The sequence below is a fragment of the Streptococcus sp. A12 genome (genome assembly GCF_905372335.1).
GTDB lineage: Bacteria > Bacillota > Bacilli > Lactobacillales > Streptococcaceae > Streptococcus.
Window position 1 is genome coordinate 1 of the sequence record NZ_CAJPOU010000008.1, and the last position, 24,501, is coordinate 24,501.

General features: G+C 41.8%; 27 protein-coding genes and 1 tRNA gene. 26 read left to right on the plus strand and 2 right to left on the minus strand.

The window, feature by feature from the left end; translation table 11 throughout:
* Window positions 1–150 precede the first annotated feature (150 nt).
* The 26 genes from QZ158_RS01965 to QZ158_RS02090 all read left to right on the plus strand — a co-directional run bounded on the left by QZ158_RS01965 (window position 151) and on the right by QZ158_RS02090 (window position 21,991).
* Window positions 151–1,083, plus strand: coding sequence for an alpha/beta hydrolase (locus tag QZ158_RS01965; RefSeq protein ID WP_293873969.1), 933 nt, complete (start codon window positions 151–153; stop codon window positions 1,081–1,083).
* A 359-nt stretch (window positions 1,084–1,442) separates the two neighbouring features.
* The gene (locus QZ158_RS01970; protein ID WP_293873971.1) at window positions 1,443–2,435 is read left to right on the plus strand and encodes an ATP-binding cassette domain-containing protein; all 993 of its coding nucleotides are present in this window, start codon (window positions 1,443–1,445) and stop codon (window positions 2,433–2,435) included.
* Window position 2,436: 1 nt separating this feature from the next.
* A complete protein-coding gene (locus tag QZ158_RS01975) occupies window positions 2,437–3,255 on the plus strand; it encodes an ABC-2 family transporter protein (RefSeq protein WP_293873973.1) in 819 nt (272 codons plus the stop codon).
* 1 nt (window position 3,256) lies between these two features.
* Entirely contained in the window at window positions 3,257–4,042 is a 786-nt protein-coding gene (locus tag QZ158_RS01980; protein ID WP_293873975.1) for an ABC transporter permease, read from the plus strand.
* A gap of 100 nt (window positions 4,043–4,142) precedes the next feature.
* Window positions 4,143–4,215: transfer RNA gene (locus QZ158_RS01985), tRNA-Thr, on the plus strand.
* 293 nt (window positions 4,216–4,508) lie between these two features.
* Window positions 4,509–5,759, plus strand: coding sequence for a dicarboxylate/amino acid:cation symporter (locus tag QZ158_RS01990; RefSeq protein WP_293873977.1), 1,251 nt, complete (start codon window positions 4,509–4,511; stop codon window positions 5,757–5,759).
* 10 nt (window positions 5,760–5,769) lie between these two features.
* Window positions 5,770–6,699: an alpha-L-glutamate ligase gene (locus QZ158_RS01995; protein WP_293873979.1), complete on the plus strand. Its 930-nt coding sequence runs from the start codon at window positions 5,770–5,772 to the stop codon at window positions 6,697–6,699.
* Between the two features lie 274 nt (window positions 6,700–6,973).
* A complete protein-coding gene (locus QZ158_RS02000; protein WP_293873980.1) occupies window positions 6,974–7,285 on the plus strand; it encodes a hypothetical protein in 312 nt (103 codons plus the stop codon).
* Window positions 7,286–7,462: 177 nt separating this feature from the next.
* Complete coding sequence (locus QZ158_RS02005) at window positions 7,463–7,909, plus strand: LytTR family DNA-binding domain-containing protein (protein ID WP_048788766.1); 447 nt, start codon at window positions 7,463–7,465, stop codon at window positions 7,907–7,909.
* A gap of 4 nt (window positions 7,910–7,913) precedes the next feature.
* The gene (locus QZ158_RS02010) at window positions 7,914–8,609 is read left to right on the plus strand and encodes a hypothetical protein (protein ID WP_293873985.1); all 696 of its coding nucleotides are present in this window, start codon (window positions 7,914–7,916) and stop codon (window positions 8,607–8,609) included.
* 118 nt (window positions 8,610–8,727) lie between these two features.
* Entirely contained in the window at window positions 8,728–8,916 is a 189-nt protein-coding gene (gene rpmB, locus QZ158_RS02015; RefSeq protein ID WP_001140948.1) for a 50S ribosomal protein L28, read from the plus strand.
* Window positions 8,917–9,071: 155 nt separating this feature from the next.
* A complete protein-coding gene (locus QZ158_RS02020) occupies window positions 9,072–9,437 on the plus strand; it encodes an Asp23/Gls24 family envelope stress response protein (protein WP_293873988.1) in 366 nt (121 codons plus the stop codon).
* A gap of 2 nt (window positions 9,438–9,439) precedes the next feature.
* The gene (locus tag QZ158_RS02025) at window positions 9,440–11,104 is read left to right on the plus strand and encodes a DAK2 domain-containing protein (protein ID WP_293873991.1); all 1,665 of its coding nucleotides are present in this window, start codon (window positions 9,440–9,442) and stop codon (window positions 11,102–11,104) included.
* A gap of 160 nt (window positions 11,105–11,264) precedes the next feature.
* Window positions 11,265–11,834 (plus strand): SP0191 family lipoprotein, encoded by a 570-nt coding sequence (locus QZ158_RS02030; RefSeq protein WP_154854537.1) that lies wholly within the window; start codon window positions 11,265–11,267, stop codon window positions 11,832–11,834.
* Between the two features lie 128 nt (window positions 11,835–11,962).
* On the plus strand, window positions 11,963–12,154 hold the full coding sequence (locus QZ158_RS02035) for a hypothetical protein (protein ID WP_014712940.1): 192 nt from the start codon (window positions 11,963–11,965) through the stop codon (window positions 12,152–12,154).
* Window positions 12,151–12,348, plus strand: coding sequence for a hypothetical protein (locus QZ158_RS02040; protein WP_123159968.1), 198 nt, complete (start codon window positions 12,151–12,153; stop codon window positions 12,346–12,348). Before QZ158_RS02035 ends, QZ158_RS02040 begins: the two co-directional genes overlap by 4 nt.
* Complete coding sequence (locus QZ158_RS02045) at window positions 12,335–13,252, plus strand: ABC transporter ATP-binding protein (protein WP_293874009.1); 918 nt, start codon at window positions 12,335–12,337, stop codon at window positions 13,250–13,252. The genes QZ158_RS02040 and QZ158_RS02045 overlap by 14 nt, the downstream gene beginning before the upstream one ends.
* Window positions 13,221–13,961, plus strand: coding sequence for an ABC transporter permease (locus tag QZ158_RS02050; protein WP_293874012.1), 741 nt, complete (start codon window positions 13,221–13,223; stop codon window positions 13,959–13,961). The genes QZ158_RS02045 and QZ158_RS02050 overlap by 32 nt, the downstream gene beginning before the upstream one ends.
* Window positions 13,958–15,055: a sensor histidine kinase gene (locus QZ158_RS02055; RefSeq protein ID WP_293874015.1), complete on the plus strand. Its 1,098-nt coding sequence runs from the start codon at window positions 13,958–13,960 to the stop codon at window positions 15,053–15,055. Before QZ158_RS02050 ends, QZ158_RS02055 begins: the two co-directional genes overlap by 4 nt.
* Before the next feature lies 1 nt (window position 15,056).
* Complete coding sequence (locus QZ158_RS02060; protein WP_126403787.1) at window positions 15,057–15,656, plus strand: response regulator transcription factor; 600 nt, start codon at window positions 15,057–15,059, stop codon at window positions 15,654–15,656.
* Between the two features lie 187 nt (window positions 15,657–15,843).
* Window positions 15,844–17,544, plus strand: a complete 1,701-nt coding sequence (locus QZ158_RS02065) for an acetolactate synthase large subunit (RefSeq protein ID WP_272080697.1) — start codon at window positions 15,844–15,846, stop codon at window positions 17,542–17,544.
* Window positions 17,537–18,013, plus strand: a complete 477-nt coding sequence (gene ilvN, locus QZ158_RS02070; protein WP_006594976.1) for an acetolactate synthase small subunit — start codon at window positions 17,537–17,539, stop codon at window positions 18,011–18,013. The genes QZ158_RS02065 and ilvN overlap by 8 nt, the downstream gene beginning before the upstream one ends.
* Before the next feature lie 218 nt (window positions 18,014–18,231).
* Window positions 18,232–19,254, plus strand: a complete 1,023-nt coding sequence (gene ilvC / locus QZ158_RS02075; RefSeq protein ID WP_293874035.1) for a ketol-acid reductoisomerase — start codon at window positions 18,232–18,234, stop codon at window positions 19,252–19,254.
* 215 nt (window positions 19,255–19,469) lie between these two features.
* The gene (gene ilvA / locus QZ158_RS02080) at window positions 19,470–20,720 is read left to right on the plus strand and encodes a threonine ammonia-lyase IlvA (RefSeq protein ID WP_293874037.1); all 1,251 of its coding nucleotides are present in this window, start codon (window positions 19,470–19,472) and stop codon (window positions 20,718–20,720) included.
* A 59-nt stretch (window positions 20,721–20,779) separates the two neighbouring features.
* The gene (locus QZ158_RS02085) at window positions 20,780–21,667 is read left to right on the plus strand and encodes an SPFH domain-containing protein (protein WP_023022202.1); all 888 of its coding nucleotides are present in this window, start codon (window positions 20,780–20,782) and stop codon (window positions 21,665–21,667) included.
* A 108-nt stretch (window positions 21,668–21,775) separates the two neighbouring features.
* The gene (locus QZ158_RS02090) at window positions 21,776–21,991 is read left to right on the plus strand and encodes a hypothetical protein (RefSeq protein WP_006594972.1); all 216 of its coding nucleotides are present in this window, start codon (window positions 21,776–21,778) and stop codon (window positions 21,989–21,991) included.
* Window positions 21,992–22,186: 195 nt separating this feature from the next.
* Here QZ158_RS02090 and QZ158_RS02095 read toward each other — a convergent pair whose 3' ends face one another.
* On the minus strand, window positions 22,187–22,927 hold the full coding sequence (locus QZ158_RS02095) for an amino acid ABC transporter ATP-binding protein (RefSeq protein ID WP_009732258.1): 741 nt from the start codon (window positions 22,925–22,927) through the stop codon (window positions 22,187–22,189).
* On the minus strand, window positions 22,927–24,489 hold the full coding sequence (locus tag QZ158_RS02100; protein WP_293874058.1) for an ABC transporter substrate-binding protein/permease: 1,563 nt from the start codon (window positions 24,487–24,489) through the stop codon (window positions 22,927–22,929). Before QZ158_RS02100 ends, QZ158_RS02095 begins: the two co-directional genes overlap by 1 nt.
* Between the last annotated feature and the right edge of the window lie 12 nt (window positions 24,490–24,501).

Here is a 24,501-nt window from a genome sequence, read left to right on the forward strand (position 1 = left end):
TCTTGCTTGAAACGTTATTAATCAGAGGTTTATCCGTAAGGATAAGCCTTTTTTGTTGGTGTTGGAGGTGATTATTTATCTCTTTTATTATTGCAACAAAAATATCTAAGTCATATTGATAAAACACTCTAAAACTTGTACAATAACGCTATGAAAAAATTTAAACAGTGGAGTTGGATCCTTTGTGGCTTTCTTATCCTCTTTTTAGGTGCTACATTTATGTATCACCAAGTTAGTTTGCGACAAGAAAGGAAGCTACTCACACCCATAGGTAAGCAGGTTATGGTCAATGGCCATCAAATGAATGTCTCGATTACTGGAGAAGGGCCTGAAACAATCGTGTTACTTTCAGGTGCTGGCATCGCTTCCCCTATCCTAGACTTTAAGAATCTATCAGATCTTCTATCTAAAAAATACAAAGTAGTCGTCGTAGAGCGAGCGGGTTATGGTTTTAGTGAAGATAGTGATCAATCAAGAGATGTGATGACGGTTCTTTCTGAGACCCGTCAAGCTTTGTCTCAAGCCGAAGTTTCGGGGCCTTATGTGATTGTTTCTCATTCAATGGCTAGCCTTGAGAGCCTTGCTTGGCAAGAGAAATATCCTAATGAAGTGAAAGCCTTGGTTGGTCTGGATTGGGCATTACCAGCAAGTTATGAGGATTTAAAGGATAATCAGGCCTTGCTTACTGTGGCTTATTGGAGCAGTAAGATTGGTTTATTACGCTATTTCCCTGAGTCCTTTTATATAAAAAATCCAACTCTGACTGAAACTGAACGACAACAATATAAATTACTAGCATATAAGCAGTTGATGTCACAAGCCATGCTTCATGAATCCCGTTTGGCAAAGGAAAATGCCAAGAAAGTTCCATCTAGCATTAATCCGAAAATTCCAGCCTTACTCCTGGTTTCTAACGGTGAAGGCACGACCTTTAGCCAATCAGAGTGGCAACGTTATGCAGAGAGATTTGCAAGCGATCAGTCTAATGTTCAAGTCGTCTATATGGATGCGCCTCACGACCTCTATCATTATCAAAGCGATGCTATTGTTTCTCACATTAAAGAATTTTTGGAGAATAATTAAGGGCTTAAAAATCCATTGAGACTGATGATAATAATTAAATGCTGGAGGATTAACAGTAGAATCGTTAATTTTCTCGATTAAAAAAATTCTTTTTCTTAACAATAAACCTTCTCGTGAGGGTGGTTTTTTTGGTGTCTTAAGGAAACTATTTAACAGAATTTTTGATTAAAAGTTTCATTTTAAGAGAGAAATCTCTAATTTCATAATCAATAAGCAAACGCTTGCATTCCTTTTTTTATTAGATTATAATAGGTTGGTATAAATCCTTCTGTAATAATATTGAGAAGGTGTAGAAAGTAAGGATTTAGAATATTTGTAGTCAAAAATACAATGTTGTTTCTTACGATAGGGAGATAGATATGGCAATGATAGAAGTGGAACATCTTCAGAAAAATTTTGTGAAGACAGTTAAGGAGCCGGGGTTAAAGGGAGCTTTGCGCTCCTTTATTCATCCTGAAAAGCAGACCTTTGAAGCGGTCAAGGATTTGACTTTTGAAGTACCCAAGGGGCAGATTCTAGGCTTTATCGGAGCTAATGGTGCTGGGAAGTCGACAACCATCAAAATGCTAACAGGGATTTTGAAACCGACATCTGGTTTTTGTCGGATTAACGGCAAGATTCCCCAGGATAATCGCCAAGATTATGTCAAGGATATTGGAGTCGTTTTCGGACAACGTACCCAGCTATGGTGGGATTTGGCACTGCAAGAGACCTACACGGTCTTGAAGGAGATTTACGATGTGCCAGACTCGCTTTTCCATAAGCGCATGGACTTTTTGAATGAAGTTTTGGATTTGAAGGAATTTATCAAGGATCCTGTGCGGACTCTTTCATTGGGTCAACGGATGCGGGCGGATATTGCGGCTTCCTTGCTTCACAATCCCAAGGTTCTCTTTTTAGATGAGCCGACCATTGGGTTGGACGTGTCGGTCAAGGATAACATTCGACGTGCTATCACCCAGATTAATCAGGAGGAAGAGACAACTATTCTCTTGACCACTCACGACTTGAGCGATATTGAGCAACTCTGTGATCGGATTTTTATGATTGACAAGGGGCAGGAGATTTTTGATGGGACGGTGAGCCAGCTCAAGGAGACCTTTGGCAAGATGAAGACTCTCTCCTTTGACCTGACGCCAGGTCAAAATCATCTAGTCTCTTATTATGAGGGCTTGCCTGATATGTCCATTGATAGACAAGGAAATACTCTCAATATTGAATTCGATAGTTCCCGCTACCAATCAGCTGATATTATCAAGCAAACCCTGTCTGATTTTGAAGTCCGTGATTTGAAGATGGTAGATACGGATATTGAAGATATTATCCGTCGCTTCTATCGAAAGGAGCTCTAAGATGGTCAAATTGTGGAGACGTTATAAACCCTTTATCAATGCAGGGATTCAGGAGTTGATTAGCTATCGAGTCAACTTTATTCTTTATCGGATTGGCGATGTCATGGGGGCTTTTGTGGCTTTTTATCTATGGAAGGCTGTCTTTGATTCCTCCCAGGAGCCTTTGATTCAGGGCTTCAGTATGGCGGATATCACCCTCTACATCATCATGAGTTTTGTGACTAATCTTCTGACTAGGTCGGATTCTTCCTTTATGATTGGTGATGAGGTCAAGGATGGTTCCATTATCATGCGCTTGTTGCGACCAGTGCATTTTGCGGCTTCTTACCTCTTTACGGAGCTTGGTTCCAAGTGGTTGATTTTTATCTCTGTTGGACTGCCATTTTTAAGTGTCATTGTCTTGATGCAAATCTTATCTGGGCAAGGGATTGTAGAAGTGCTGGGACTAACTACCCTTTATCTTTTTAGCTTAACGCTGGCCTATCTGATTAACTTTTTCTTTAATATCTGCTTTGGATTTTCAGCCTTTGTATTTAAAAATCTTTGGGGTTCCAACCTACTTAAGACTTCCATAGTGGCCTTTATGTCTGGGAGTTTGATTCCCTTGGCTTTCTTTCCAAAGGTCATTTCAGATATTCTGTCCTTCTTACCTTTCTCATCCTTAATTTACACTCCGGTCATGATTATTGTTGGGAAATACGATGCTAGTCAGATTCTTCAAGCACTTTTGCTTCAGCTTTTCTGGCTTATAGTGATGGTGGGCTTGTCTCAGTTGATTTGGAAACGAGTCCAGTCATTTATCACCATTCAGGGAGGTTAGTATGAAAAAATATCAACGCATGCATCTGATTTTTATCAGACAGTACATCAAGCAAATCATGGAATACAAGGTCGATTTTGTGGTTGGTGTGTTGGGAGTCTTTCTGACTCAAGGCCTGAACCTCTTGTTTCTTAATGTACTCTTTCAACACATTCCATCCCTAGAAGGTTGGACCTTTCAAGAGATAGCATTTATCTATGGCTTCTCCTTGATTCCTAAGGGTTTGGACCATCTCTTTTTTGACAATCTCTGGGCTTTAGGTCAACGACTAGTCCGAAAAGGAGAATTTGACAAGTATCTAACTCGTCCTATCAATCCCCTATTTCATATTCTGGTTGAGACCTTTCAGATTGATGCCTTGGGTGAACTTTTGGTCGGTGGAATTTTACTAGCGACAACGGCGACTAGCATTGCTTGGACTCTTCCAAAATTCCTGATTTTCCTAGTTTGTATTCCTTTTGCGACCTTGATTTATACTTCCTTGAAAATTGCGACAGCCAGCATCGCTTTTTGGACCAAGCAGTCAGGTGCTATGATTTACATTTTCTATATGTTTAATGATTTTGCCAAGTACCCGATTTCCATTTACAATTCGCTCCTTCGTTGGTTAATTAGCTTTATTGTACCTTTCGCCTTTACGGCCTACTATCCTGCCAGCTATTTCTTAGAGGACAAGAATGGGCTCTTTAATATTGGTGGTTTGCTTCTGATTTCTATTATCTTCTTTTGCATCTCTCTGAAACTCTGGGATAGGGGATTAGATGCCTACGAAAGTGCAGGTTCGTAAAAGGAAGAAACTCAAAGCCTTGTCTCAGGACAGGCTTTTTCTAATGGAGATAAAAATTTCTTGACATCTATTCTCAGAGTGCTATACTAAAAGGGTAATCGCCGATTTAGCTCAGTTGGTAGAGCAACGCACTCGTAACGCGTAGGTCACAGGTTCGAGCCCTGCATTCGGCATCAAATGATACAAGACAAAGTCCCTTGTGATGGGCTTTTTTTGCTAGTTTAGACAGAATGGTTGTTAGTAGATATAGCTTTCCGTCTGGATGAAAGAAAGCTCTGAATACATGCAAAAATCTATAAAATTGGCGAGTCGGTTTTTGGTTCTGGACGGTCAAATTTCCCTTTGTAGATCAGCTTTTGTAGGACTAGCCATAAATCTTTTTTATACCTTTCATAGTTAATATATATTAGTCAGAGTGGAGGAATCGTAGTAGAATAACTATCAAAATAGAACAAAGGAGATGCGAATGAAATTACGTACATTATGGTCTAAGATTTCTTTAGGAATCCAACTCTTGATTGCCTTAGTTTTAGGGGTGCTGGTTGCCCTTGTTTGGCCACAATTTGCCAGCTTCTATCAATTTTTAGGGCAAGCCTTTATTAGTTTGATCAACATGGTGATTATTCCCCTTGTCTTTCCGACTGTTGTTGTAGCAGTTGCAGGAGTAATTGGTAAAAAATCCTTTGGAAAACTCTTAACTAAGACGCTCCTTTATTTCTTTGTCGTAACGACGGCCATCACTTTTATTTTTGTGTTTGCGAGTTACTTCCTTGGCTTTGGTCAAGGAGTCAACATTGGGCAATCTGGAGAAAATATTGAAGGGATTGCTAAAAGCATCCATCTGGATGAGTTTCTTCTTGGCTTTATTCCATCAAATATTGTGAAGTCTTTGTCAGAAGGAGCTTTGCTTCCAATTATCGTATTTGCTATTTTCTTGGGGTACGGTGTCGGTAGTCTAAAAGATGAAAAAACACAAAAAGTAATTGAATTCTTCCAGATTTGGATTGATGCAATTTATAAAATTGTTGGTGTTATTGTTAAATTGTCACCAATCGGTATTTTTGGTTTTATTGCTAAGGATGTTGCCACTACAGGGCTGAATAAATTGGTCGGATTGGGTCAATTTGTGGCAGGGACTTATCTAGCATACGCTGTGTTGGCTCTAGTCATCTTTCCTTTGATTGCTTTTGCATTTAGTGTACCTTATTTGATTGCCTTTCGCCAGATTTGGAGTCTCTTAACTCTAGCATTCGTGTCAGGTAGTTCTAGTGTTGTCTTACCACCACTATTGAAAGATTTGAAGAAACAAGGTCATGATGAGCATGTCATCGATTTGGTTGTTCCTTTAGGCTATACTTTCAATCTTGAAGGAGCGGCAGTTTACTTTTCTGTAGCAACTGTCTTTATTGCCCATGCTTATGGGATTACCTTTTCTCTCTCTGGTCTTATCTTCACTGTTTTACTATTAACCTTGATTGGAAAGACGGCAGCTACAGTCCCTTCAGGGGCAATAGTTGTATTATTAGCAGCAGCACCTCAGTTAGGCTTGCCAGTAGAAGGTGTTGCCCTGATTTTTGCAGTTGATTTCTTTGTGAATGCAGGGCGGACCATGCTCAATGTATTGGGGCAAGTCTTAGCTGTTAGCGTCATTGAAAAGACAGAGGGTCATGTTTTAGAGGTGAACCAAGCTGGTGAATTAGCTGTTCACTATTCGTAAAGGAGAAAAAATGAGTCAAGCAAAAGTGTATGTTATTCATGAAAATCTTGAGTGGACAGAACATCTAGTGAAATGGTTGAAAAAGGAAGAAGTCCCTTATGAATTGTGGGATTTATCAAGTGGGATATTAGATCTCCAGAGTCCGCCTCCGCTAGGAGTCTTTTATAATCGCATGTCTGCTTCTTCCCATACAAGAGGTCATCGCTATGCTCCTGAATTTACGGAGCAAGTCCTGACTTGGTTAGAAGCGCATGGTCGTAAAGTGGTGAATGGGACAGGTGCCATTAATCTTGAAATTAGTAAAATTAAACAATATCTAAAACTAGGGGAATCAGGAATCGCTTCGCCAGAAACAGTAGCTGTCTTAGGAAAAGAAAATATTATTGAAGCTGCTAGAAAATTAAATATTTATCCCTTGATTACCAAGCATAATCGTGCTGGAAAAGGACTGGGAGTTCAGTTGTTTCATTCGGAAGAGGAATTGGAAGTATATGTGAACAGTCCAGCTTTTGAGCCTTCTGTTGATGGGATTACCTTGCTACAAGCTTATATCAAACCAGCAGATGGTCGTATTCGCCGTTCGGAATTTATTAACCGCCAGTTTCTTTATACCGTATCGATTGATTCATCAGACGGCTTCCAACTGTGTCCAGCAGATGGGTGCCAAATCGGACATGGACCAGCTCAGCTAGAAACTTCAGATAAATTTCAAATTACGGAACCCCTCCCACTTGATCGCCAACAAGCTTATGAAGACTTTTTAACTGCAGCAGGAATAGATGTGGCAGCCATTGAGTGGGTGGAATCTGAAACTGGTCAGATTTATGTTTATGATGTCAATACCAACACCAATTACAATCCGACGGCGGAAGAAAAAGCAGGAGTATTTGCACATCAACATCTTGCCAAGTATCTGAAGGAAGAGTTGAATCGCTTGTAGCTAGAGCGATTTGCTAAAAGACGAAACCTCTTTAAATCTCTGCAGGTTAGTGGATGATCCACTAACTTTCAGAGATTTTTCTTTTTAGTTTATATAGGAAGAAAGTAGGAGAATAGCAGATCTTAGAATTGATAGGGTTGAAAGAAGTTCAACCAGATAGTCCGATAATTTGACCGCTTATCCAAATTTCCTTGTCACCCTTGCTTCTGTTTGTTATAGTAGGATTATCAAAAGAAGCTAGTCTTCTGATATAAATACAAAAAGAGGTAGTATCATGAAAAAATTAATTGGGTTTGGATTTATCCTTGCAGCTCTCGCCGTTATCACTTTTAGTATCATTGGTTATCCGAAAATAGATGCCAATCTTTGGCCCTTGGTTCCAGTTGTCTTGTTTGCTTTCTTTACGCTTGAAAATGCACTCAAGAAAGACTACAAGTCCAGCTTGATTTGTGCCATCATTGGTTTTATCATTGCCAATGCCATCTATGACCTCCTTCCGATTTCAAATGGGATCGTGATTACTGCGGGTGTCTTGGCTTGTCTTGGTCTCGGTTTTCTCTTTCCAGACGCACCAAAAGAAAAATAATGCTTCCAATTTTATTCGCTTCAGGGGCTTGGTATGAAGAGATTTCTTCAGACCAAGTCCTTTTTAGCTGTCTGAAAGAACCACTTAGGGGCTGAAAAGAACCACTTACCGAAAAGGTCTTGTAAGATTTTGAACACCTGTTATAATGTTACTAACAAAGGTTAAGAAAGGAGTCCTATGAAAGTTCGTATCGAATTAGATCCGCAGATGGATGAGCCGGAAATGATCATTCGGGCTCCTCGATTGACGGAGGATGTCGCCCGCTTGCAACAGTTGATCTTGGAGCAAAAAATGACGCCCTTGACCTTTTACAAGGATCGAAGCGAGTACTTTGTAGATGTGTCAGAAATTCTCTTCTTTGAGACAGATGGTGAAAAGATCTATGGGCATACCAGAGAAGAGGCATACGAGGTCCGTCAAAAACTCTACGAGTTGGAAGAGATCTTGCCGATTGCTTTCTGTCGCATCTCCAAGTCGACCATCGTCAATACCAAGCAGATTTATTCCATCGAAAAATCTTTTTCGGGAACCAGTACAGTAAACTTTTATCAAACCCATAAGCAGGTACACGTGTCCCGACACTATTATCAACTCTTAAAAGAACGGTTAAAGGAAATGAGGTAACAAAATGAAAAATAAATTAATTGGGATTTTCTTAATCCTCCTAGCAGCCTTGGTGCTCTTACAAGGCTATTTTGTAAAATGGGAGATCAGTATCTGGACGCTGGCTTGGGTTGTCTTGCTCGCAGTCCTTTCCCTCTCTAGTTTCTTGAAGCGCCACTTTGGTTGGGGATTTCTATATGGGATTTTGGCCCTCTTCTCCCTTAACGGCCAATACCATTTTCTTCCAGTATCCAATTCGGTGGTCATCTTTTCTTCTATCTTAGCGGTAATCGGTCTCAATATTCTCTTCAAGCCTTCCAAAAAAGCAAAAGCGACTTGGAATTCTTACTCAGCAGGATCATCTTCCCAAACTGCTGGCAATGACATCGACGTCTCCTTCTCTACAGTGACCAAGTATTTGAATGATCAGAATTTTACGGGCGGAAGTGCGGATGTGAGCTTAGGAGAAGCTTCTATCTATTTTGACAATTGCCGGATCGAAGGACCGTCTGCCCAGTTTACGGTGGATGTCTCCCTTGGAAGTTTGAGTCTCTATGTCCCGAGCGACTGGCGGGTTCATGTCAATGTAGAAAGTTCTCTGTCAGCTATCCAACACCAAGAAAATCCTAGCAATGTAACCAGCAAGGACTTTTACATCGTCGGAGAGGTCTCACTGGGGAATCTGGAAATCATCTATGTAGGTGAGAATAACTTTTCATAAGCCGATCTAAGAAAAACTTATTCAAAGGTCTTGCCAAGAGAAAGTTTTTTTGGTAATATAGTACGGTATGTGGTGCTAGCACATCCGTAATATTAGATCTAATAGGAGGCAAAACAGAATGGCTAAAGTATGTTATTTTACTGGTCGTAAGACTGTATCAGGAAACAACCGTTCACACGCGATGAACCAAACCAAACGTGCCGTAAAACCAAACCTTCAAAAAGTAACTGTCCTTATCGATGGTAAACCTAAAAAAGTTTGGGCTTCAGCTCGTGCATTGAAATCTGGTAAAGTAGAACGCGTTTAATCAGAAAGTAGGATCTCTTGGAGGTCCTTTTCTTTTTTCTTCATTTTTTCTCTTTTTGGACATTTGTATCAACCGATAGGAGAAAGGTGTATCCCTTTTACACGCGCCCTCTTTTATGGTAAAATAGAATATAAAATACTTTTGAGGTAGAAATTATGACAGTAAAAATCAATACGAAAGATGGTCAAATTGAATTGACTGATGATGTCATCGCAACTGTTGTAGGCGGTGCAGCTACTGAAATTTTTGGAGTGGTTGGAATGGCCAGCAAAAACGCGATTAAAGATAATTTCCAAGCTCTCTTAGGTAAGGAAAACTACTCTAAGGGTGTCGTTGTGAAAACAGCGGAAGCAGGAAGTATTGTGGTTGATGTTTACACTGTTTTGAGCTATGGTACAAAGATTAGCGAAGTCTCAAAAAATATTCAAGAGCGTGTCAAATTCAGTTTAGAAAATCAACTTGGAATCACAACGGATACAGTCAACGTCTATATCCAAAACATTAAAATTGTGGGAGAATAATCGTGTCTAAAATTACAACTAGTTTATTTCAAGAAATGGTCCAAGCAGGGGCTACTCGCTTAAATAAACAAGCCGAGTATGTCAATTCATTGAACGTTTTTCCTGTACCTGATGGTGATACTGGAACCAACATGGGGATGACCATTGAAAATGGTGCAAAAGAAGTAGCCGATCGCTCTGCTTCAACTGTTGGTGAAGCAGCAAATATCTTTGCGAAGGGGCTTTTGATGGGAGCGCGGGGAAACTCAGGAGTGATTACTTCTCAGTTGTTCCGCGGATTTTCTCAAAGTGTCAAAGACAAGGATGAATTGGATGGGGCAGCTCTTGCGGCAGCCTTCCAAGCAGGGGTTGAAGTAGCCTATAAAGCGGTTATGAAACCTGTAGAAGGAACTATCTTAACGGTTTCTCGCGGTGCTGCCATCGGTGCCAAGAAAAAAGCAGAATTAACCAATGATGCAGTAGAAGTCATGCGTGCAGCCCTTGAAGGAGCTAAAACAGCCCTTGCCAAAACACCAGATATGCTTCCTGTATTGAAGGAAGTCGGTGTGGTGGACTCTGGTGGTCAAGGTTTGGTCTTCATCTATGAAGGATTCCTATCAGCTTTGACAGGAGAATTCATCGCTTCTGAAGAATTTGTGGCGACTCCAGCAACCATGTCAGAAATGATCAACGCAGAGCACCACAAGTCCGTAGCGGGCCATGTGGCAACCGAAGATATCACCTTTGGTTACTGTACAGAGATCATGGTCGCTTTGAAACAAGGTCCAACCTATGTCAAAGACTTTGACTACGACGAATTCCGTAACTATTTGAACAATCTTGGGGATTCTCTATTAGTCGTCAACGATGATGAAATCGTCAAAGTCCACGTCCATACTGAAGATCCAGGTCTTGTTATGCAAGAAGGATTGAAATATGGTAGCTTGGTCAAGGTAAAAGTTGACAACATGCGCAACCAGCACGAAGCACAAGTTGAAAAAGAAGAGCGCCAAGCGAAACCAGCTGAAGCAAAAGAATATGCGATCATTGCAGTCGTTGCGGGTGACGGATTAGCGGATATCTTCAAAGCGCAAGGAGTGGATTACATCATCTCTGGTGGTCAAACCATGAACCCTTCAACAGAAGACTTTGTCAAAGCTGTTGAAGAGTTGAATGCGAGCAACATCATCATCTTGCCAAACAACAAAAACATCTTGATGGCGGCTCAATCTGCAGCAGAAGTCATTGAACAACCAGCAGCAGTCGTAGAGACGAAGACCATCCCTCAAGGATTGACCAGTCTTCTTGCTTTTGATGAGAGCAAGTCGATCGAAGAAAACTACGAACGCATGAGCGCTTCATTGGAAGATGTTGTTTCAGGTAGTGTGACGACAGCTGTTCGTGATACCACTATTGATGGTCTTGAAATCCATGAAAACGACAATCTTGGAATGGTCGATGGTAAGATCGTCGCTTCCAATCCAGATATGATGGAAACCTTGACAGCTACCTTTGACAAGATGTTGGACGAAGATAGTGAAATTGTCACTATTTATATCGGTGAAGATGGTAAAGAAGATCTAGCCAATGACTTGGCTCAAAACTTGATGGCTAAATATGAGGATGTCGAAGTCGAAATTCATCAAGGAAATCAACCAGTTTACCCATATTTGTTTAGCGTTGAATAATCAAAAAATTTCAAAAATAGTAGGAAAAAGAGCCAAAAAATGATTTTTTGGCCCTTTTTTTGATAAAAAAAGCTTTATGAAAGCGATTAAATAGGTGTTTTTAGACAATTTTTATTTGATATGTTATACTTTAGAAAAATAGAAATAGGAGAAAAAGCACATGAAAAAGGTAATCTGCTTTTTAGGAGCTTTGCTTTTTGTGATGACAGGTTGTGCTACTAAGTCCCAGTCCACAGAAACATCAAAAAGCTCAACCACTACTTCGATAGAAAAAAGTGAAACTGTTACCAGTGAGGCAAAAGAAGAAACCAAGGTTCTCACTGCAGAAATCAATGGCAATCAACATCGCTACACCATCACGACAAAAGGTGATAAGGTTCAGAAATTAAAGTTAGATGTTTTATCGGCCCTACCAGAAAAAATTGCCACTAACTCAGCTAATCTAAGTCCTGAAGAGATGACAAAAATTATCAATGAAGGTTTGCAGTCAGATTCAGAATACAAGGCTCTGAAAGACACAGCTGGCTTCAGTATCGAATATAAGGTCACTCCAGAGAAAAAATTAGCCTCAACAGTCTCTGTTGATATGGAAACCATTGATTGGGACAAGGTTAAAGATCTATCTTACTTTAAAGACCTTGGTATCGGTGACCTAAAAGACATCAAGGCATCTACTGTTTTCACAGGATTAAAACTCCACGGTTTCAAAGAAGAAACCCCAGCTCCATAGGTTCGGACTCTTATCCGGCCTTTTTTTTATTTTCCATGACATTTGTCATGTGAGCCAGTGACAAAATCATCTAGTGGCCTGTTATTCCTTTCGCTATAATATAGTCAGAAAGTAAGAGGTAAGGAAAAATGAAACAATGGTTCTATAAAGTGTTTACGTTAACAGTTGTTGGGATGGTCGTCTATTTGATCTTTTCAAAGGATGATAGCCTCTATTACCATTTCCCTTGGGAATTGTTTGCTGGGATTGGAATCATGAGCTGGGCGGTCCAAGAAGGTCTAAAAATGATCAAGGCTGTTAAAAAGGAGATGGAGCAATGAAAAAGAAGTTTGAAATTGGATTGGTAGCTGTTTTGTGTTTGCTCCTTTGGGCAACTGAGATAATGACGGGCTGGTTTTCTGCCCATTTTCCTAGCTGGTTTTTCCAAACGGTTTGGGGAGTGACCTTGGTCGTCTATGTCATCATTCCAGCTGGCCAAATCTGGTTGAAAGGAGAGTCTCATGAGTGTCATTAGAGTAGAGAACTTGAACAAAAGTATCAGAGGAAAAATGATTCTAGAAAATCTTTCTTTCAGGGTTGAACGGGGAGACTGTCTGGCCTTGATTGGGCCAAACGGGGCAGGGAAGACAACCTTGATGGATTGCCTCCTAGGAGATAGGAAGGCGACTTCTGGGATCATTGAAATAGAGGGTAAGGCTTCTGGTCATCCTCAGTTAAAGGATAGTGTCTCTTATCTCCCTCAAGAGAATGCCATCGTGCAAAAGCTAACCGTGCAGGAACTGATCAGTTTCTTTCGCTCCATTTATCCCAACCCTTTAACGGTCAATGCCATCGATGATTTATTGCGTTTTACTCCAGAACAAAAGAAGCAATTAGCCAGTAAGCTGTCTGGTGGGCAAAAGCGTCTCCTATCCTTTGTGTTGACCTTGATTGGTCGTCCCAGTCTTCTGTTTCTGGATGAGCCAACTGCAGCCATGGATACGTCCACTCGCCAACGCTTTTGGGAGATCGTAGGGCATTTAAAGGACCAAGGTGTGACTATAGTCTATTCTTCCCATTACATCGAGGAAGTAGAGCACACAGCTGATCGGATTTTGGTCTTGCACCAGGGCCATTTGCTTCGGGATACGACACCTCTCGCAATGAGAAGCGAAGAGGTAGAAAAACATTTCACCCTGCCTTTGCGTTACAAAGCTCTAGTGGCCGAGATGGAAGGCGTTGGTCAAGTGACGGTCAAACCCGATGCCCTTCAGGTTGTGACAGGTGATGCCAATCGTTTGTGGAGGCGATTGCAGGAAGAAGGATGTTCGATCCAAGAGATCGAGGTGACCAATAGAAGCTTATTGGATTCTATTTTTGAAAATACAAAGGAAGTAGGTAGAGAAGATGAAACGCATGAAAGCTCTCGGCGTGGTTGAGTGGCATTTGACTAGACGCCAAGCCATTTATTACTTGTTATCAATTGGGATGCCAACGGCCTTTTATCTCTTCTTTTCAGGGATGTACCAGGAAACACCAGGAGCACCTGCTCACTTTATGAGGGATTATCTCCTTTCTATGACGGCATTTTCTATGATGTCTACGGCTATCTTTTCTTTTCCAACAGTTCTTGAAACCGATCGACTCAACAATTGGCAAAAAGTCTTGCGCCATACCCCGGTATCTATGGTAGAATATTATCTAATAAAGGTTGTGGGTCTCTTTGTCGATTTTCTCCTATCGATTGGAGTTGTCTTTACCGTGGGCCATGTGGTGCGCCATGTGAATATGTCCCTACAAGATTGGATTTTGTCGGCCTTTATTCTCATCCTAGGAAGCCTAGCGTTTGTGGCTCTCGGCCTGGTTTTGACCTTGCTTCCTTCTAGTCAATTGATGTCTGTTGTGGGCAATCTCCTTTACATGGGGTTGGCTGTCATGGGTGGCCTTTGGATGCCGATTAGTCTCTTTCCAGAATGGATGCAAGCCATCGGCAAATGCCTACCAACCTATCAATTGATGGAGCTGATCAAGACCTTTTTAAACAAGGGGGAGATCAATGTTCTCGCTAGTGTCTATTTAACCTTGTTTACCCTGGTCTTGTTTACCCTTGTCATTGTTTATCGTCGTCATTCTGAGGTTCGTTCATGATTGAAAAACTCAAGCGTATCCATTATATGTTTTACGCTAGCCTAGTCTTTATGGGCTTTCCCTTTATCTCTATTTTATTAGGGGAGGTCCCCTACTGGCACTTCTTTTTAGCCCTCTTGTTTATTGCTTCCTATCTAGGAATCTTGATTACTGAAAACAAAAAGCTGACCTGGATTTGTTGGCTGTACCTCCTAGCCTATGTAGTAGGGAATACTCTTTTTATTAACGCCAACTATTTTTGGTTTTATTTCTTCATCAGCAACCTATTGGTCTATCACTTTGAGATTCGCAATTTTCGCTCTCCCTATCTTTGGACAGTTTTTCTATCGCAATTCCTGTTTTTTGGGGCCATCTTTTTCAAACAGAGTGCGATGGAGTATGAATGGGTATTTTTAATCATCATTTTCTTTTTTACCCATGCCATGACCTACGGAATGATCCGGATTCGGATGATGGAAGAGTTGAAAGCTGACCATGCCAAGCAAAATGCCCAGATCAATCTTTTGCTGGCAGAAAACGAGCGCCATCGGATTGGTCGCGATCTGCATGATAGTCTAGGCCACACCTTTGCCATGCTCAGTGTCAAGGCAGACCTGGCTGATCAATTCTTAGCATTGGGTCAAGTTGAGAAGGCGCAGGAGCAGGTGCAAGAGATTCAAACCATCAGTCAGGAGTCCATGCACCAAGTCCGAGAGATTGTGGAGAACTTGAAGCAGCGAACCCTGGCAAGAGAGCTAGAAACCGTCAAGCAAATGCTAGAAGTGGCGCAAGTAAAAGTGAAAATCCAAAACAATCTCGATACAGCCAGTATCTCGCCGGTCCTAGAGTCTGCTCTGGCCATGGTGTCTCTGGAACTAGCCACTAATATGATCAAACATGCCAAAGCAACGCAAGCCCTTCTCTCTTATCGCTCCACTGAAACAGGTGTAGAAATGATTGCAGAAGACGATGGGATCGGTTTTGAAAAAGTCTCCGACAAGGACCTGCACTCGATTCGCGAACGGATTGCCTTGTTGGGAGGAGAGCTGGAGATCAGTCATCAATACAAGCCGACCCGCATAGAAATACGGATCCCCTATCAAGAAAGGAAATAAGATGCGCTTATTAGTTGCAGAAGACCAAAGTATGCTACGCGATGCCCTCTGCCAGCTCTTGCTTTTGCAAGAGGATGTAGAAGAAGTCTTGCAGGCCGGAGACGGGCAAGAAGCTATTCGCTTACTCGAAACCCATCCAGTTGATATTGCTATCCTAGATATTGAGATGCCCATCAAAACAGGGCTAGAAGTGTTGGAATGGGCCAAAAGTCAACAACCCCAGCTCAAGGTTGTCATCGTTACCACCTTTAAGCGGCCAGGTTACTTTGAGCGGGCCCTGAAGGCAGGAGTCGATGCCTATGTTCTAAAAGAACGCCGGATCACGGACTTGATGGGCACCCTGCATACCGTTTTGGCAGGTCAAAAAGAATATTCTCCTGAATTAATGGAGGGAATCTTGACCCATCCCAATCCTCTAAGTTCTCAGGAGCAAGCAGTCCTAAAAGAAGTCGCCAAAGGAGCTTCTAATCAAGAAATTGCTGATCGTTTATTTCTCTCTAACGGGACCATCCGCAATTATATGTCAGCGATTCTGACCAAATTGGATGCAGAGAACCGGACCGAGGCAGCAAAGATTGCCCAAGAAAGGGGCTGGCTATAAGCAAGCAAAGTTTCTAGGATTCCTAGAGACTTTTTTTGATTGGATTGTTCTTTTTTCAGGAAATATCTCATTATTCGGATTTGGATAGAAAATTCAGAAAATTTGTGATTTTTACTTGAAATATTTTCCAAAAATGATATGATAGTAGCATGCTCATTTGATAATCAAAGAAACAGAAAGGAGAGACATGGAGAAAATTACCTTAGAAACTGCAAAGACAGGTTCAGAGCTTGTGCTAGAAACGCTTCGAGATCTTGGGATTGATACCATTTTTGGGTACCCAGGTGGAGCAGTTTTACCCCTTTACGATGCTATTTATAGTTTTAAAGGGATCAAACACATTCTTGGTCGACATGAACAAGGGTGCTTGCATGAAGCTGAAGGCTACGCCAAATCAACTGGAAAGTTGGGTGTCGCAGTCGTCACTAGTGGACCTGGGGCAACCAATGCCATTACAGGTATTGCTGATGCCATGAGTGATAGTGTCCCTCTTCTTGTATTTACTGGACAGGTCAACCGTTCCGGTATCGGGAAGGATGCCTTCCAAGAGGCAGATATTGTTGGGATTACCATGCCAATCACCAAGTACAATTACCAAGTGCGAGAGACAGCAGATATTCCACGGATTATTACTGAAGCGGTCCATATTGCGACAACTGGTCGTCCAGGCCCTGTCGTCATTGACCTTCCAAAAGATGTCTCTGCCTTAGAAACAGATTATATATTCAACCCAGCAATCAACATTCCAAGTTACCAGCCTACCATTGAGCCAAATGAATTGCAGATTAAGAAAATCTTGAAGCAATTGGGCAAGGCTAAAAAACCAGTCCTTTTGGCTGGGGGTGGCGTTAGCTATGCGGAAGCGGCAGAAGAATTGGTAGCCTTAGCAGAACGCTATCAGATCCCTGTAGTGACTAGTCTTTTAGGTCAGGGAACGATTGCGACAAACCATCCTCTCTTCCTTGGAATGGGTGGGATGCACGGTTCATTTGCGGCCAACATTGCCATGACCGAAGCGGATTTCATGATCAGTATTGGCTGTCGTTTCGATGATCGTCTGACAGGAAATCCAAAGACCTTTGCGAAGAATGCCAAAGTCGCTCATATTGATATTGACCCAGCAGAGATTGGTAAAATCATTGCAGTCGATATTCCTGTCGTTGGTGATGCGAAGAAAGCTCTACAACAGTTGTTGGCAGAGCCAGTCGTTCACAACAATACGGAGAAATGGATCGAGAAGGTCACAAAAGATAAGAACCGGGTTCGTTCTTACGATAAGAAAGAACGCGTGGTCCAACCCCAAGCAGTTATTGAACGCGTGGGTGAGTTGACCAAGGGGGATGCCATCGTCGTGACAGACGTTGGCCAACACCAAATGTGGGCAGCTCAGTACTACCCATACCAAAACGAACGGCAATTAGTGACTTCTGGTGGTTTAGGGACTATGGGATTCGGTGTACCAGCTGCAATTGGTGCTAAGATTGCCAATCCAGACAAAGAAGTCGTGCTCTTTGTCGGAGATGGTGGCTTCCAGATGACCAACCAAGAATTGGCAATCTTGAATGTTTACAAGATTCCGATCAAGGTTATCATGCTCAACAACCATTCACTTGGGATGGTTCGGCAGTGGCAAGAAGCCTTCTATGATGGACGAACATCAGAGTCCGTCTTTGAAACCTTGCCAGACTTCCAATTGATGGCGCAAGCCTATGGGATTAAGAATTACAAATTTGATAATCCCGAAACGCTTGAGAAGGATTTGGAAGTCATTACCGAAGATGTACCAATGTTCATCGAGATTGACATTTCTCGGAAAGAACACGTTTTACCAATGGTACCAGCGGGTAAGAGCAATCATGAGATGTTGGGGGTGAAGTTTAATGCGTAGAATGTTAACAGCCAAACTTCAAAACCGGTCTGGGGTTCTCAACCGTTTTACCGGTGTCTTGTCTAGACGACAAGTCAACATTGAGAGCATCTCAGTGGGAGCGACAGAAAATCCGAATGTGTCACGAATTACCATCATCATCGATGTTGCATCTCATGATGAAGTCGAACAAATCATCAAGCAACTCAATCGCCAGGTCGATGTGATTCGCGTCCGAGACATTACAGATAAACCTCACCTAGAGCGTGAAGTGATTCTGATCAAGGTCTCTGCGCCAGCAGAGAAACGAGCAGAATTGCTGGCTATTATTCAGCCCTTCCGCGCGACTGTGGTTGACGTGGCTCCAAGCTCCATCACCGTGCAGATGACAGGAAATGCAGAGAAGAACGAAGCTCTCTTGCGTGTTATTCGTCCTTATGGGATTAAGAATGTCGCACGGACTGGTGCAACTGGCTTTACCCGCGATTAATACTCTTCGTAAATCTCTTCAAACTACGTTAGCGTCGCTTTGCTGTAGGTATATGTTACTGACTCCGTAAGTCTTATTTACAACCTCAAAGCAGTGCTTTGAGCAACCTACAACTAGCTTCCTAGTTTGCTCTTTGATTTTCATTGAGTAAAAGAATCCAACCTAAATTTGTTAAAACAGCCTAAGAGGCAATAAAAATAGAAAAGAGAGAAAAAACTATGGCAGTTCAAATGGAATACGAAAAAGATGTAAAAGTAGCAGCACTTGACGGTAAAAAAATCGCCGTGATCGGTTATGGCTCACAAGGTCATGCCCACGCTCAAAACTTGCGTGACTCAGGTCATGATGTGATCATCGGTGTACGTCCCGGTAAATCTTTTGACAAAGCAAAAGAAGATGGTTTTGATACTTACACAGTGGCAGAAGCAACTAAATTGGCTGACGTTGTCATGATCTTGGCTCCAGACGAAATCCAACAAGAATTGTACGAAGCAGAAATTGCTCCAAACTTGGAAGCTGGGAATGCAGTTGGATTTGCGCATGGTTTCAACATCCACTTCGAATTCATCAAAGTTCCTGCAGATGTAGATGTCTTCATGTGTGCGCCTAAAGGACCTGGTCACTTGGTACGTCGTACGTATGAAGAAGGATTTGGTGTTCCTGCACTTTACGCTGTCTACCAAGATGCTACAGGAAATGCTAAAGATATCGCCATGGACTGGTGTAAAGGTGTTGGTTCAGCACGCGTTGGTCTTTTGGAAACAACTTATAAAGAAGAAACTGAAGAAGATTTGTTTGGTGAACAAGCCGTTCTCTGTGGTGGTTTGACTGCCCTTATCGAAGCAGGTTTTGAAGTCTTGACGGAAGCTGGATACGCTCCAGAATTGGCTTACTTTGAAGTACTTCACGAAATGAAACTCATCGTTGACTTGATCTACGAAGGTGGATTCAAGAAAATGCGTCAATCAATCTCTAACACTGCTGAATACGGTGACTACGTTTCAGGTCCACGTGTGATCACTGAACAAGTGAAAGAAAACATGAAAGCCGTTCTTGCAGATATCCAAAATGGGAAATTCGCCAACGACTTTGTGAACGACTACAAAGCTGGTCGTCCAAAATTGACTGCTTACCGTGAACAAGCGGCTAACCTTGAAATCGAAAAAGTTGGTGCTGAATTGCGTAAAGCAATGCCATTCGTTGGAAAAAATGACGACGACGCCTTTAAAATCTATAACTAATGAGGTGATGGTGAAGTTGGGAGAAATCCCAACTTCTTTTTCATCAATAGCAGAGATGGATTGGAAGGCATTTTCAACCATTTAGCAGAATCTCTATGAAGAGACGTGTCATATCGAACATTTTGGGTGATTTTTCTGAAAATTTGGAAAATACGCTGAAATTTTTGCAGTCTTTTGATATAATTAGATGAAATAAGGAGAAGAAGAGGAAAACTATGATAACATCGAAAGATATCATAAAAGCCCACAAGGTCTTAAAGGGTGTGGTTGTTGAGACTCCCTTAGATTATGATCATTATTTATCCGAAAAGTATGGAGCGAAAATCTACTTAAAGAAGGAAAATGCGCAGCGGGTTCGTTCCTTTAAGATTCGTGGAGCCTACTACGCGATTTCTCAGTTGAATGAGAAAGAGAGAGAGCGAGGAGTAGTCTGTGCCTCGGCGGGCAACCACGCTCAAGGAGTTGCCTACACCTGCCGGGAGATGAAAATCCCAGCGACCATCTTTATGCCGATTACGACACCTCAGCAAAAGATTAACCAGGTTCGTTTCTTCGGTGGAGAGTACGTGACCATTAAATTAGTAGGAGATACCTTTGATGCTTCTTCTAAGGCGGCGCAGGAATATACCGAGCTTAAAAACTGTACCTTCATTGATCCATTTGATGATGCCAATGTCCAAGCGGGTCAAGGAACTGTAGCCTACGAAATTCTAGAGGAAGCTAAAAAAGAGTCCATCGACTTCGATGCGGTGTTAGTACCAGTTGGTGGAGGTGGTCTCATAGCCGGAGTATCCACCTATATCAAGGAACAAGCACCGGAGATCGAGGTTATTGGGATCGAAGCAGATGGTGCTCGGTCGATGAAGGCAGCCTTTGAAGCCGGAGGTCCAGTAAAACTCAAACAGATTGATAAGTTTGCGGATGGAATTGCTGTTCAAAAGGTAGGTCAGTTGACTTATGAGGCAACGAAAAAAAATGTTGAGACCTTGATTGGCGTCAACGAGGGCTTGATTTCTGAGACCTTGATTGATCTTTATTCTAAGCAAGGCTTGGTTGCAGAACCAGCTGGAGCTGCCAGTGTTGCTGCCTTAGAAGTGTTAAGAGAGTATATCAAAGGGAAGACTATTTGTTGTGTGATTTCTGGTGGGAACAATGATATTAACCGGATGCCAGAGATGGAAGAGCGAGCTTTGATCTATGATGGTATTAAACACTACTTCATCGTCAACTTCCCGCAACGTCCAGGAGCTCTTCGAGAATTTGTAAATGATATCTTAGGACCAAATGACGATATCACGCGGTTTGAGTACATCAAACGGGCAAGTAAGGGGACTGGGCCAGTCTTGATTGGGGTTGCTTTGGCAGATAAGCATGACTATGCAGGTCTGATCAATCGGATTGAACAATTTGACCCTTCTTTCATTAACTTAAACGGAAATGAAACCCTTTATAACATGTTGGTATGATGGTTTCTTTAATAAAGAGTCACTTAAAAATGTAATAAAATAAAAAGGAGAATCAGGAAATGATTTGGATTTTTCTATTGGCTATTCTAGTAGTTGGAGCTACTGTATTCATTAGCTCACTCTATGTGGTGAAACAACAATCTGTTGCGATTATTGAGCGTTTTGGACGCTACCAAAAAATCAGCAATAGTGGGATTCATGTCCGTGCACCATTTGGAATCGATAAAATTGCTGCGCGTGTGCAATTGCGTCTCTTGCAAAGCGAGATTGTGGTCGAAACTAAGACACAAGATAACGTATTCGTTACCATGAATGTCGCGACACAATACCGCGTAAATGAAAACAATGTAACGGATGCTTACTACAAATTGATGCGTCCAGAAGCTCAGATCAAATCTTACATCGAAGATGCTTTGCGCTCATCTGTTCCAAAGTTGACCTTGGATGAATTGTTTGAGAAAAAGGATGAAATCGCCCTTGAGGTTCAAAAACAAGTAGCTGAAGAAATGTCAACCTACGGGTATATCATTGTAAAAACCTTGATTACCAAGGTTGAACCAGATGCTGAAGTGAAGCAGTCAATGAATGAAATCAATGCTGCTCAACGGAAACGTGTGGCTGCCCAAGAATTGGCTGAAGCGGACAAGATTAAGATTGTTACCGCAGCCGAAGCAGAAGCTGAAAAAGATCGCCTTCACGGGGTCGGAATTGCAGAGCAACGGAAGGCTATTGTAGATGGTTTGGCAGATTCTATCAAGGAATTGAAAGACACCAATGTGAATTTGACAGAAGAACAGATTATGTCGATTCTTTTGACCAACCAATATTTGGATACTTTGAATAACTTTGCAGAAAAACAAGGTACCAATACCCTCTTCTTACCAGCAAATCCGGATGGCGTAGAGAATATTCGCACCCAAATCCTCTCAGCTTTAAAAGCTAAATAACAAATATCTGACTTTTTTAAAATTGTTCGTATTTTCAGCTATTATGGTTGACAAAATATGCAAAAAATTTTATATTAGTATTGGAAATAATAATATAGGAGAAGAATCATGGCTAAATCGAACTTCGAAAAAGTGGAATCAGTTGTTGGTTGGGTACGTGATAAAAAGATCACTGGCTATCGTATCAGTAAAGAAACGAACGCCCGTGAAATGTCTATCATTGCACTTGCGCAAGGTCGTGCAAAAGTGAAGAACATCTCGTTTGAAACTGCGCTTGGCTTGATCGATTTTTATGATAAGAATCATCAAAAATTCGAAAATTAAATTTACATATAAAAAAGAAGGGAAAAAGCTTCCCTTCTTTTTACATAGTATAAATCAGGATATCGTAGGAAAGTATCACTAGCTTTCTTCATATCTATTAAAGGATTTCAACAAGTTTATGTGTGGAATTGGGCTTTCAATTGATGGTATTTAAAAACTCCCTCATCGGAAGGATTTCCGGTGAGGGAGTTTGTTTTAGTTTAAGAAACGTTGTAAGAATTCTTTGGTCCGTTCTTCTTTTGGATTGGTAAAGATTTCTTTCGGATCACCTTGTTCAGCGATGACCCCCTTGTCCATAAAGATAACACGACTTGAGACGTCTCGTGCAAATTCCATTTCGTGGGTGACCACGATCATGGTTAAGCCTTCTTTGGCTAAGTCTTGCATAATTTTAAGAACTTCTCCGACCATTTCAGGGTCCAGAGCAGAGGTTGGCTCATCGAACAAAATGGCATCAGGATCCATAGAGAGAGCACGAGCGATAGCAACCCGTTGTTTTTGCCCCCCTGAAAGTTGTTTTGGACGAGCAGCCCAATAAGGTTCTCCCATACCAACTTTCTCTAAATTCGCTTTAGCAATCTTCTCTGCTGTTTCTCGGTCCCGTTTTAGGACAGTTGTCTGAGCGACAATGGTGTTCTCTAAGACATTCAGGTTTTCAAAGAGATTGAAGCTTTGGAACACCATGCCCAATTTTTCTCGATAGTGGGTGAGATCGTAATCAGGATCAAGAACGTTTTGCCCTCGGTAGAGGATTTCCCCATCAGTCGGTGTTTCTAAGAGATTGATGGAGCGAAGGAAGGTAGATTTCCCACTACCAGAGCTCCCAATGATAGAGATTACTTCGCCCTTCTCAACAGAAAGAGAGATGTCCTTCAAAACTTCGTTTTGACCGTAGGATTTTTTTAAGTGTTTGATTTCAAGTATTTTTTCTGCCATTATTTCACCTCTTTGACTTGCATTTGATTGGCACCTGTTGTATAGGTATCAGAATCTAAGCGACGTTCGATGTAACGAAGGATACGGGTGATAGTGAAAGTCAGGATAAAGTAAATAATCGCAATAATAGTGAAGGTTGGGAAGTATTGGTAGTTTTGAGTTGCCACCGTATTTCCTGTAAAGTAAAGCTCGACCACAGAGATAACATTCAAGACAGATGTGTCCTTGATGTTGATGACAAATTCATTCCCTGTCGCTGGCAAGATATTCCGAATGACCTGAGGAAGGACGACCTTGCGCATGGTTTGTCCATGGGTCATTCCTAGAGCGGTCGCTGCTTCAAACTGACCAGTATCCACTGCTAAGATTCCTCCACGAACAATTTCACTCATATAAGCCCCTGTATTGATCGAAACAATAAAGATAGCGGCCCAGGTGCGATCCAAGGAAATGTTGAAGGCTTGGGCTGAACCGTAGAAAATAACCATGGATTGAACAATCATCGGAGTTCCGCGGAAGATTTCAATGTAGACATTGAGGAACCAACCAAAGAATGTTTGCAAGGCGGCGAGGGCCTTGTTCTTAGACATAGGAGCAGTCCGGAAGACACCGATTAACAAACCGATAATCAATCCAGCGATGGTTCCCGTCATGGAGATGAGGAGAGTCATACCAGTTCCGCGTAAGAATTGTGGGCCATTATCTTTCAAAATCTTCATCATTTGGCTGAAGAAAGTCTGCTCATCATCGCTAGCATCGCTGGAAGCTGGTTGCTTCTTGATCATATCATCCATGAGTTTGACTTGGTCTTCAGATGAAATATTAGCTAGTGCTGCATTGACTTGGTCAAGTCTAGCGTCACCCTTCTTCATCCCGATAGCGATGGTCGCATCTTCTTCACCAACTTCAAATCCTTTTTTGAATTGGATCATCTTAAATTTTGAATTAGCGGACTCAGCTGTCAAGGCTTCTGGACGCTCAGAAACATAGGCATCGATAACACCAGATTCTAAAGCTTGGCGCATTTGAGCAAAGTCTCCCATTGCAGTTTCTTGTTTTGCACCCTTGAGTTGGGAGATGAGAGAGTAGAGGTAGACCCCTTGTTGAGAGGTGACCTTTGCATCCTTAAAGTCATCTAAACTAGTGGCACTCGCATAGTTTCCATCTTTGCGGACCAGCATGACTGGCTCACTAGTATAGTAGCTATTAGAAAAAGCAACCTCTTTTTTGCGCTCAGCAGTAGGACTCATACCGGCGATAATCATATCGATTTTCCCAGAAGTGAGAGCTGGAATTAGTCCGTTCCAAGATGTTTTTACGATCAGAGGTTTTTTACCTAGTCCCTCAGCAACCTTTTTGGCGATTTGAACATCGTAACCATTAGCATATTGGTTGGTGCCATCAATCTTTACGGCTCCATTTGAATCATCTTCTTGAGTCCAGTTGAAAGGAGCATACGCAGCCTCCATTCCAATCCGGAGATACTCATCTGCTTTGACAATATGGCTCATTCCCAGACACAAAAGTAGTCCGGTAAAGAGAGCATAAATTGTTTTTTTCATGTAGTCTCCTCT

What these genes read in the sequence shown, in the direction of transcription:
- QZ158_RS01965 (WP_293873969.1), top strand. Translation starts at nt 151, where the DNA reads ATGAAAAAATTTAAACAGTGGAGTTGGATCCTTTGTGGCTTTCTTATC.
- QZ158_RS01970 (WP_293873971.1), top strand. Translation starts at nt 1,443, where the DNA reads ATGGCAATGATAGAAGTGGAACATCTTCAGAAAAATTTTGTGAAGACA.
- QZ158_RS01975 (WP_293873973.1), top strand. Translation starts at nt 2,437, where the DNA reads ATGGTCAAATTGTGGAGACGTTATAAACCCTTTATCAATGCAGGGATT.
- QZ158_RS01980 (WP_293873975.1), top strand. Translation starts at nt 3,257, where the DNA reads ATGAAAAAATATCAACGCATGCATCTGATTTTTATCAGACAGTACATC.
- QZ158_RS01990 (WP_293873977.1), top strand. Translation starts at nt 4,509, where the DNA reads ATGAAATTACGTACATTATGGTCTAAGATTTCTTTAGGAATCCAACTC.
- QZ158_RS01995 (WP_293873979.1), top strand. Translation starts at nt 5,770, where the DNA reads ATGAGTCAAGCAAAAGTGTATGTTATTCATGAAAATCTTGAGTGGACA.
- QZ158_RS02000 (WP_293873980.1), top strand. Translation starts at nt 6,974, where the DNA reads ATGAAAAAATTAATTGGGTTTGGATTTATCCTTGCAGCTCTCGCCGTT.
- QZ158_RS02005 (WP_048788766.1), top strand. Translation starts at nt 7,463, where the DNA reads ATGAAAGTTCGTATCGAATTAGATCCGCAGATGGATGAGCCGGAAATG.
- QZ158_RS02010 (WP_293873985.1), top strand. Translation starts at nt 7,914, where the DNA reads ATGAAAAATAAATTAATTGGGATTTTCTTAATCCTCCTAGCAGCCTTG.
- rpmB (WP_001140948.1), top strand. Translation starts at nt 8,728, where the DNA reads ATGGCTAAAGTATGTTATTTTACTGGTCGTAAGACTGTATCAGGAAAC.
- QZ158_RS02020 (WP_293873988.1), top strand. Translation starts at nt 9,072, where the DNA reads ATGACAGTAAAAATCAATACGAAAGATGGTCAAATTGAATTGACTGAT.
- QZ158_RS02030 (WP_154854537.1), top strand. Translation starts at nt 11,265, where the DNA reads ATGAAAAAGGTAATCTGCTTTTTAGGAGCTTTGCTTTTTGTGATGACA.
- QZ158_RS02035 (WP_014712940.1), top strand. Translation starts at nt 11,963, where the DNA reads ATGAAACAATGGTTCTATAAAGTGTTTACGTTAACAGTTGTTGGGATG.
- QZ158_RS02040 (WP_123159968.1), top strand. Translation starts at nt 12,151, where the DNA reads ATGAAAAAGAAGTTTGAAATTGGATTGGTAGCTGTTTTGTGTTTGCTC.
- QZ158_RS02045 (WP_293874009.1), top strand. Translation starts at nt 12,335, where the DNA reads ATGAGTGTCATTAGAGTAGAGAACTTGAACAAAAGTATCAGAGGAAAA.
- QZ158_RS02050 (WP_293874012.1), top strand. Translation starts at nt 13,221, where the DNA reads ATGAAACGCATGAAAGCTCTCGGCGTGGTTGAGTGGCATTTGACTAGA.
- QZ158_RS02055 (WP_293874015.1), top strand. Translation starts at nt 13,958, where the DNA reads ATGATTGAAAAACTCAAGCGTATCCATTATATGTTTTACGCTAGCCTA.
- QZ158_RS02060 (WP_126403787.1), top strand. Translation starts at nt 15,057, where the DNA reads ATGCGCTTATTAGTTGCAGAAGACCAAAGTATGCTACGCGATGCCCTC.
- QZ158_RS02065 (WP_272080697.1), top strand. Translation starts at nt 15,844, where the DNA reads ATGGAGAAAATTACCTTAGAAACTGCAAAGACAGGTTCAGAGCTTGTG.
- ilvN (WP_006594976.1), top strand. Translation starts at nt 17,537, where the DNA reads ATGCGTAGAATGTTAACAGCCAAACTTCAAAACCGGTCTGGGGTTCTC.
- ilvC (WP_293874035.1), top strand. Translation starts at nt 18,232, where the DNA reads ATGGCAGTTCAAATGGAATACGAAAAAGATGTAAAAGTAGCAGCACTT.
- ilvA (WP_293874037.1), top strand. Translation starts at nt 19,470, where the DNA reads ATGATAACATCGAAAGATATCATAAAAGCCCACAAGGTCTTAAAGGGT.
- QZ158_RS02085 (WP_023022202.1), top strand. Translation starts at nt 20,780, where the DNA reads ATGATTTGGATTTTTCTATTGGCTATTCTAGTAGTTGGAGCTACTGTA.
- QZ158_RS02090 (WP_006594972.1), top strand. Translation starts at nt 21,776, where the DNA reads ATGGCTAAATCGAACTTCGAAAAAGTGGAATCAGTTGTTGGTTGGGTA.
- QZ158_RS02095 (WP_009732258.1), bottom strand. Translation starts at nt 22,927, where the DNA reads ATGGCAGAAAAAATACTTGAAATCAAACACTTAAAAAAATCCTACGGT.
- QZ158_RS02100 (WP_293874058.1), bottom strand. Translation starts at nt 24,489, where the DNA reads ATGAAAAAAACAATTTATGCTCTCTTTACCGGACTACTTTTGTGTCTG.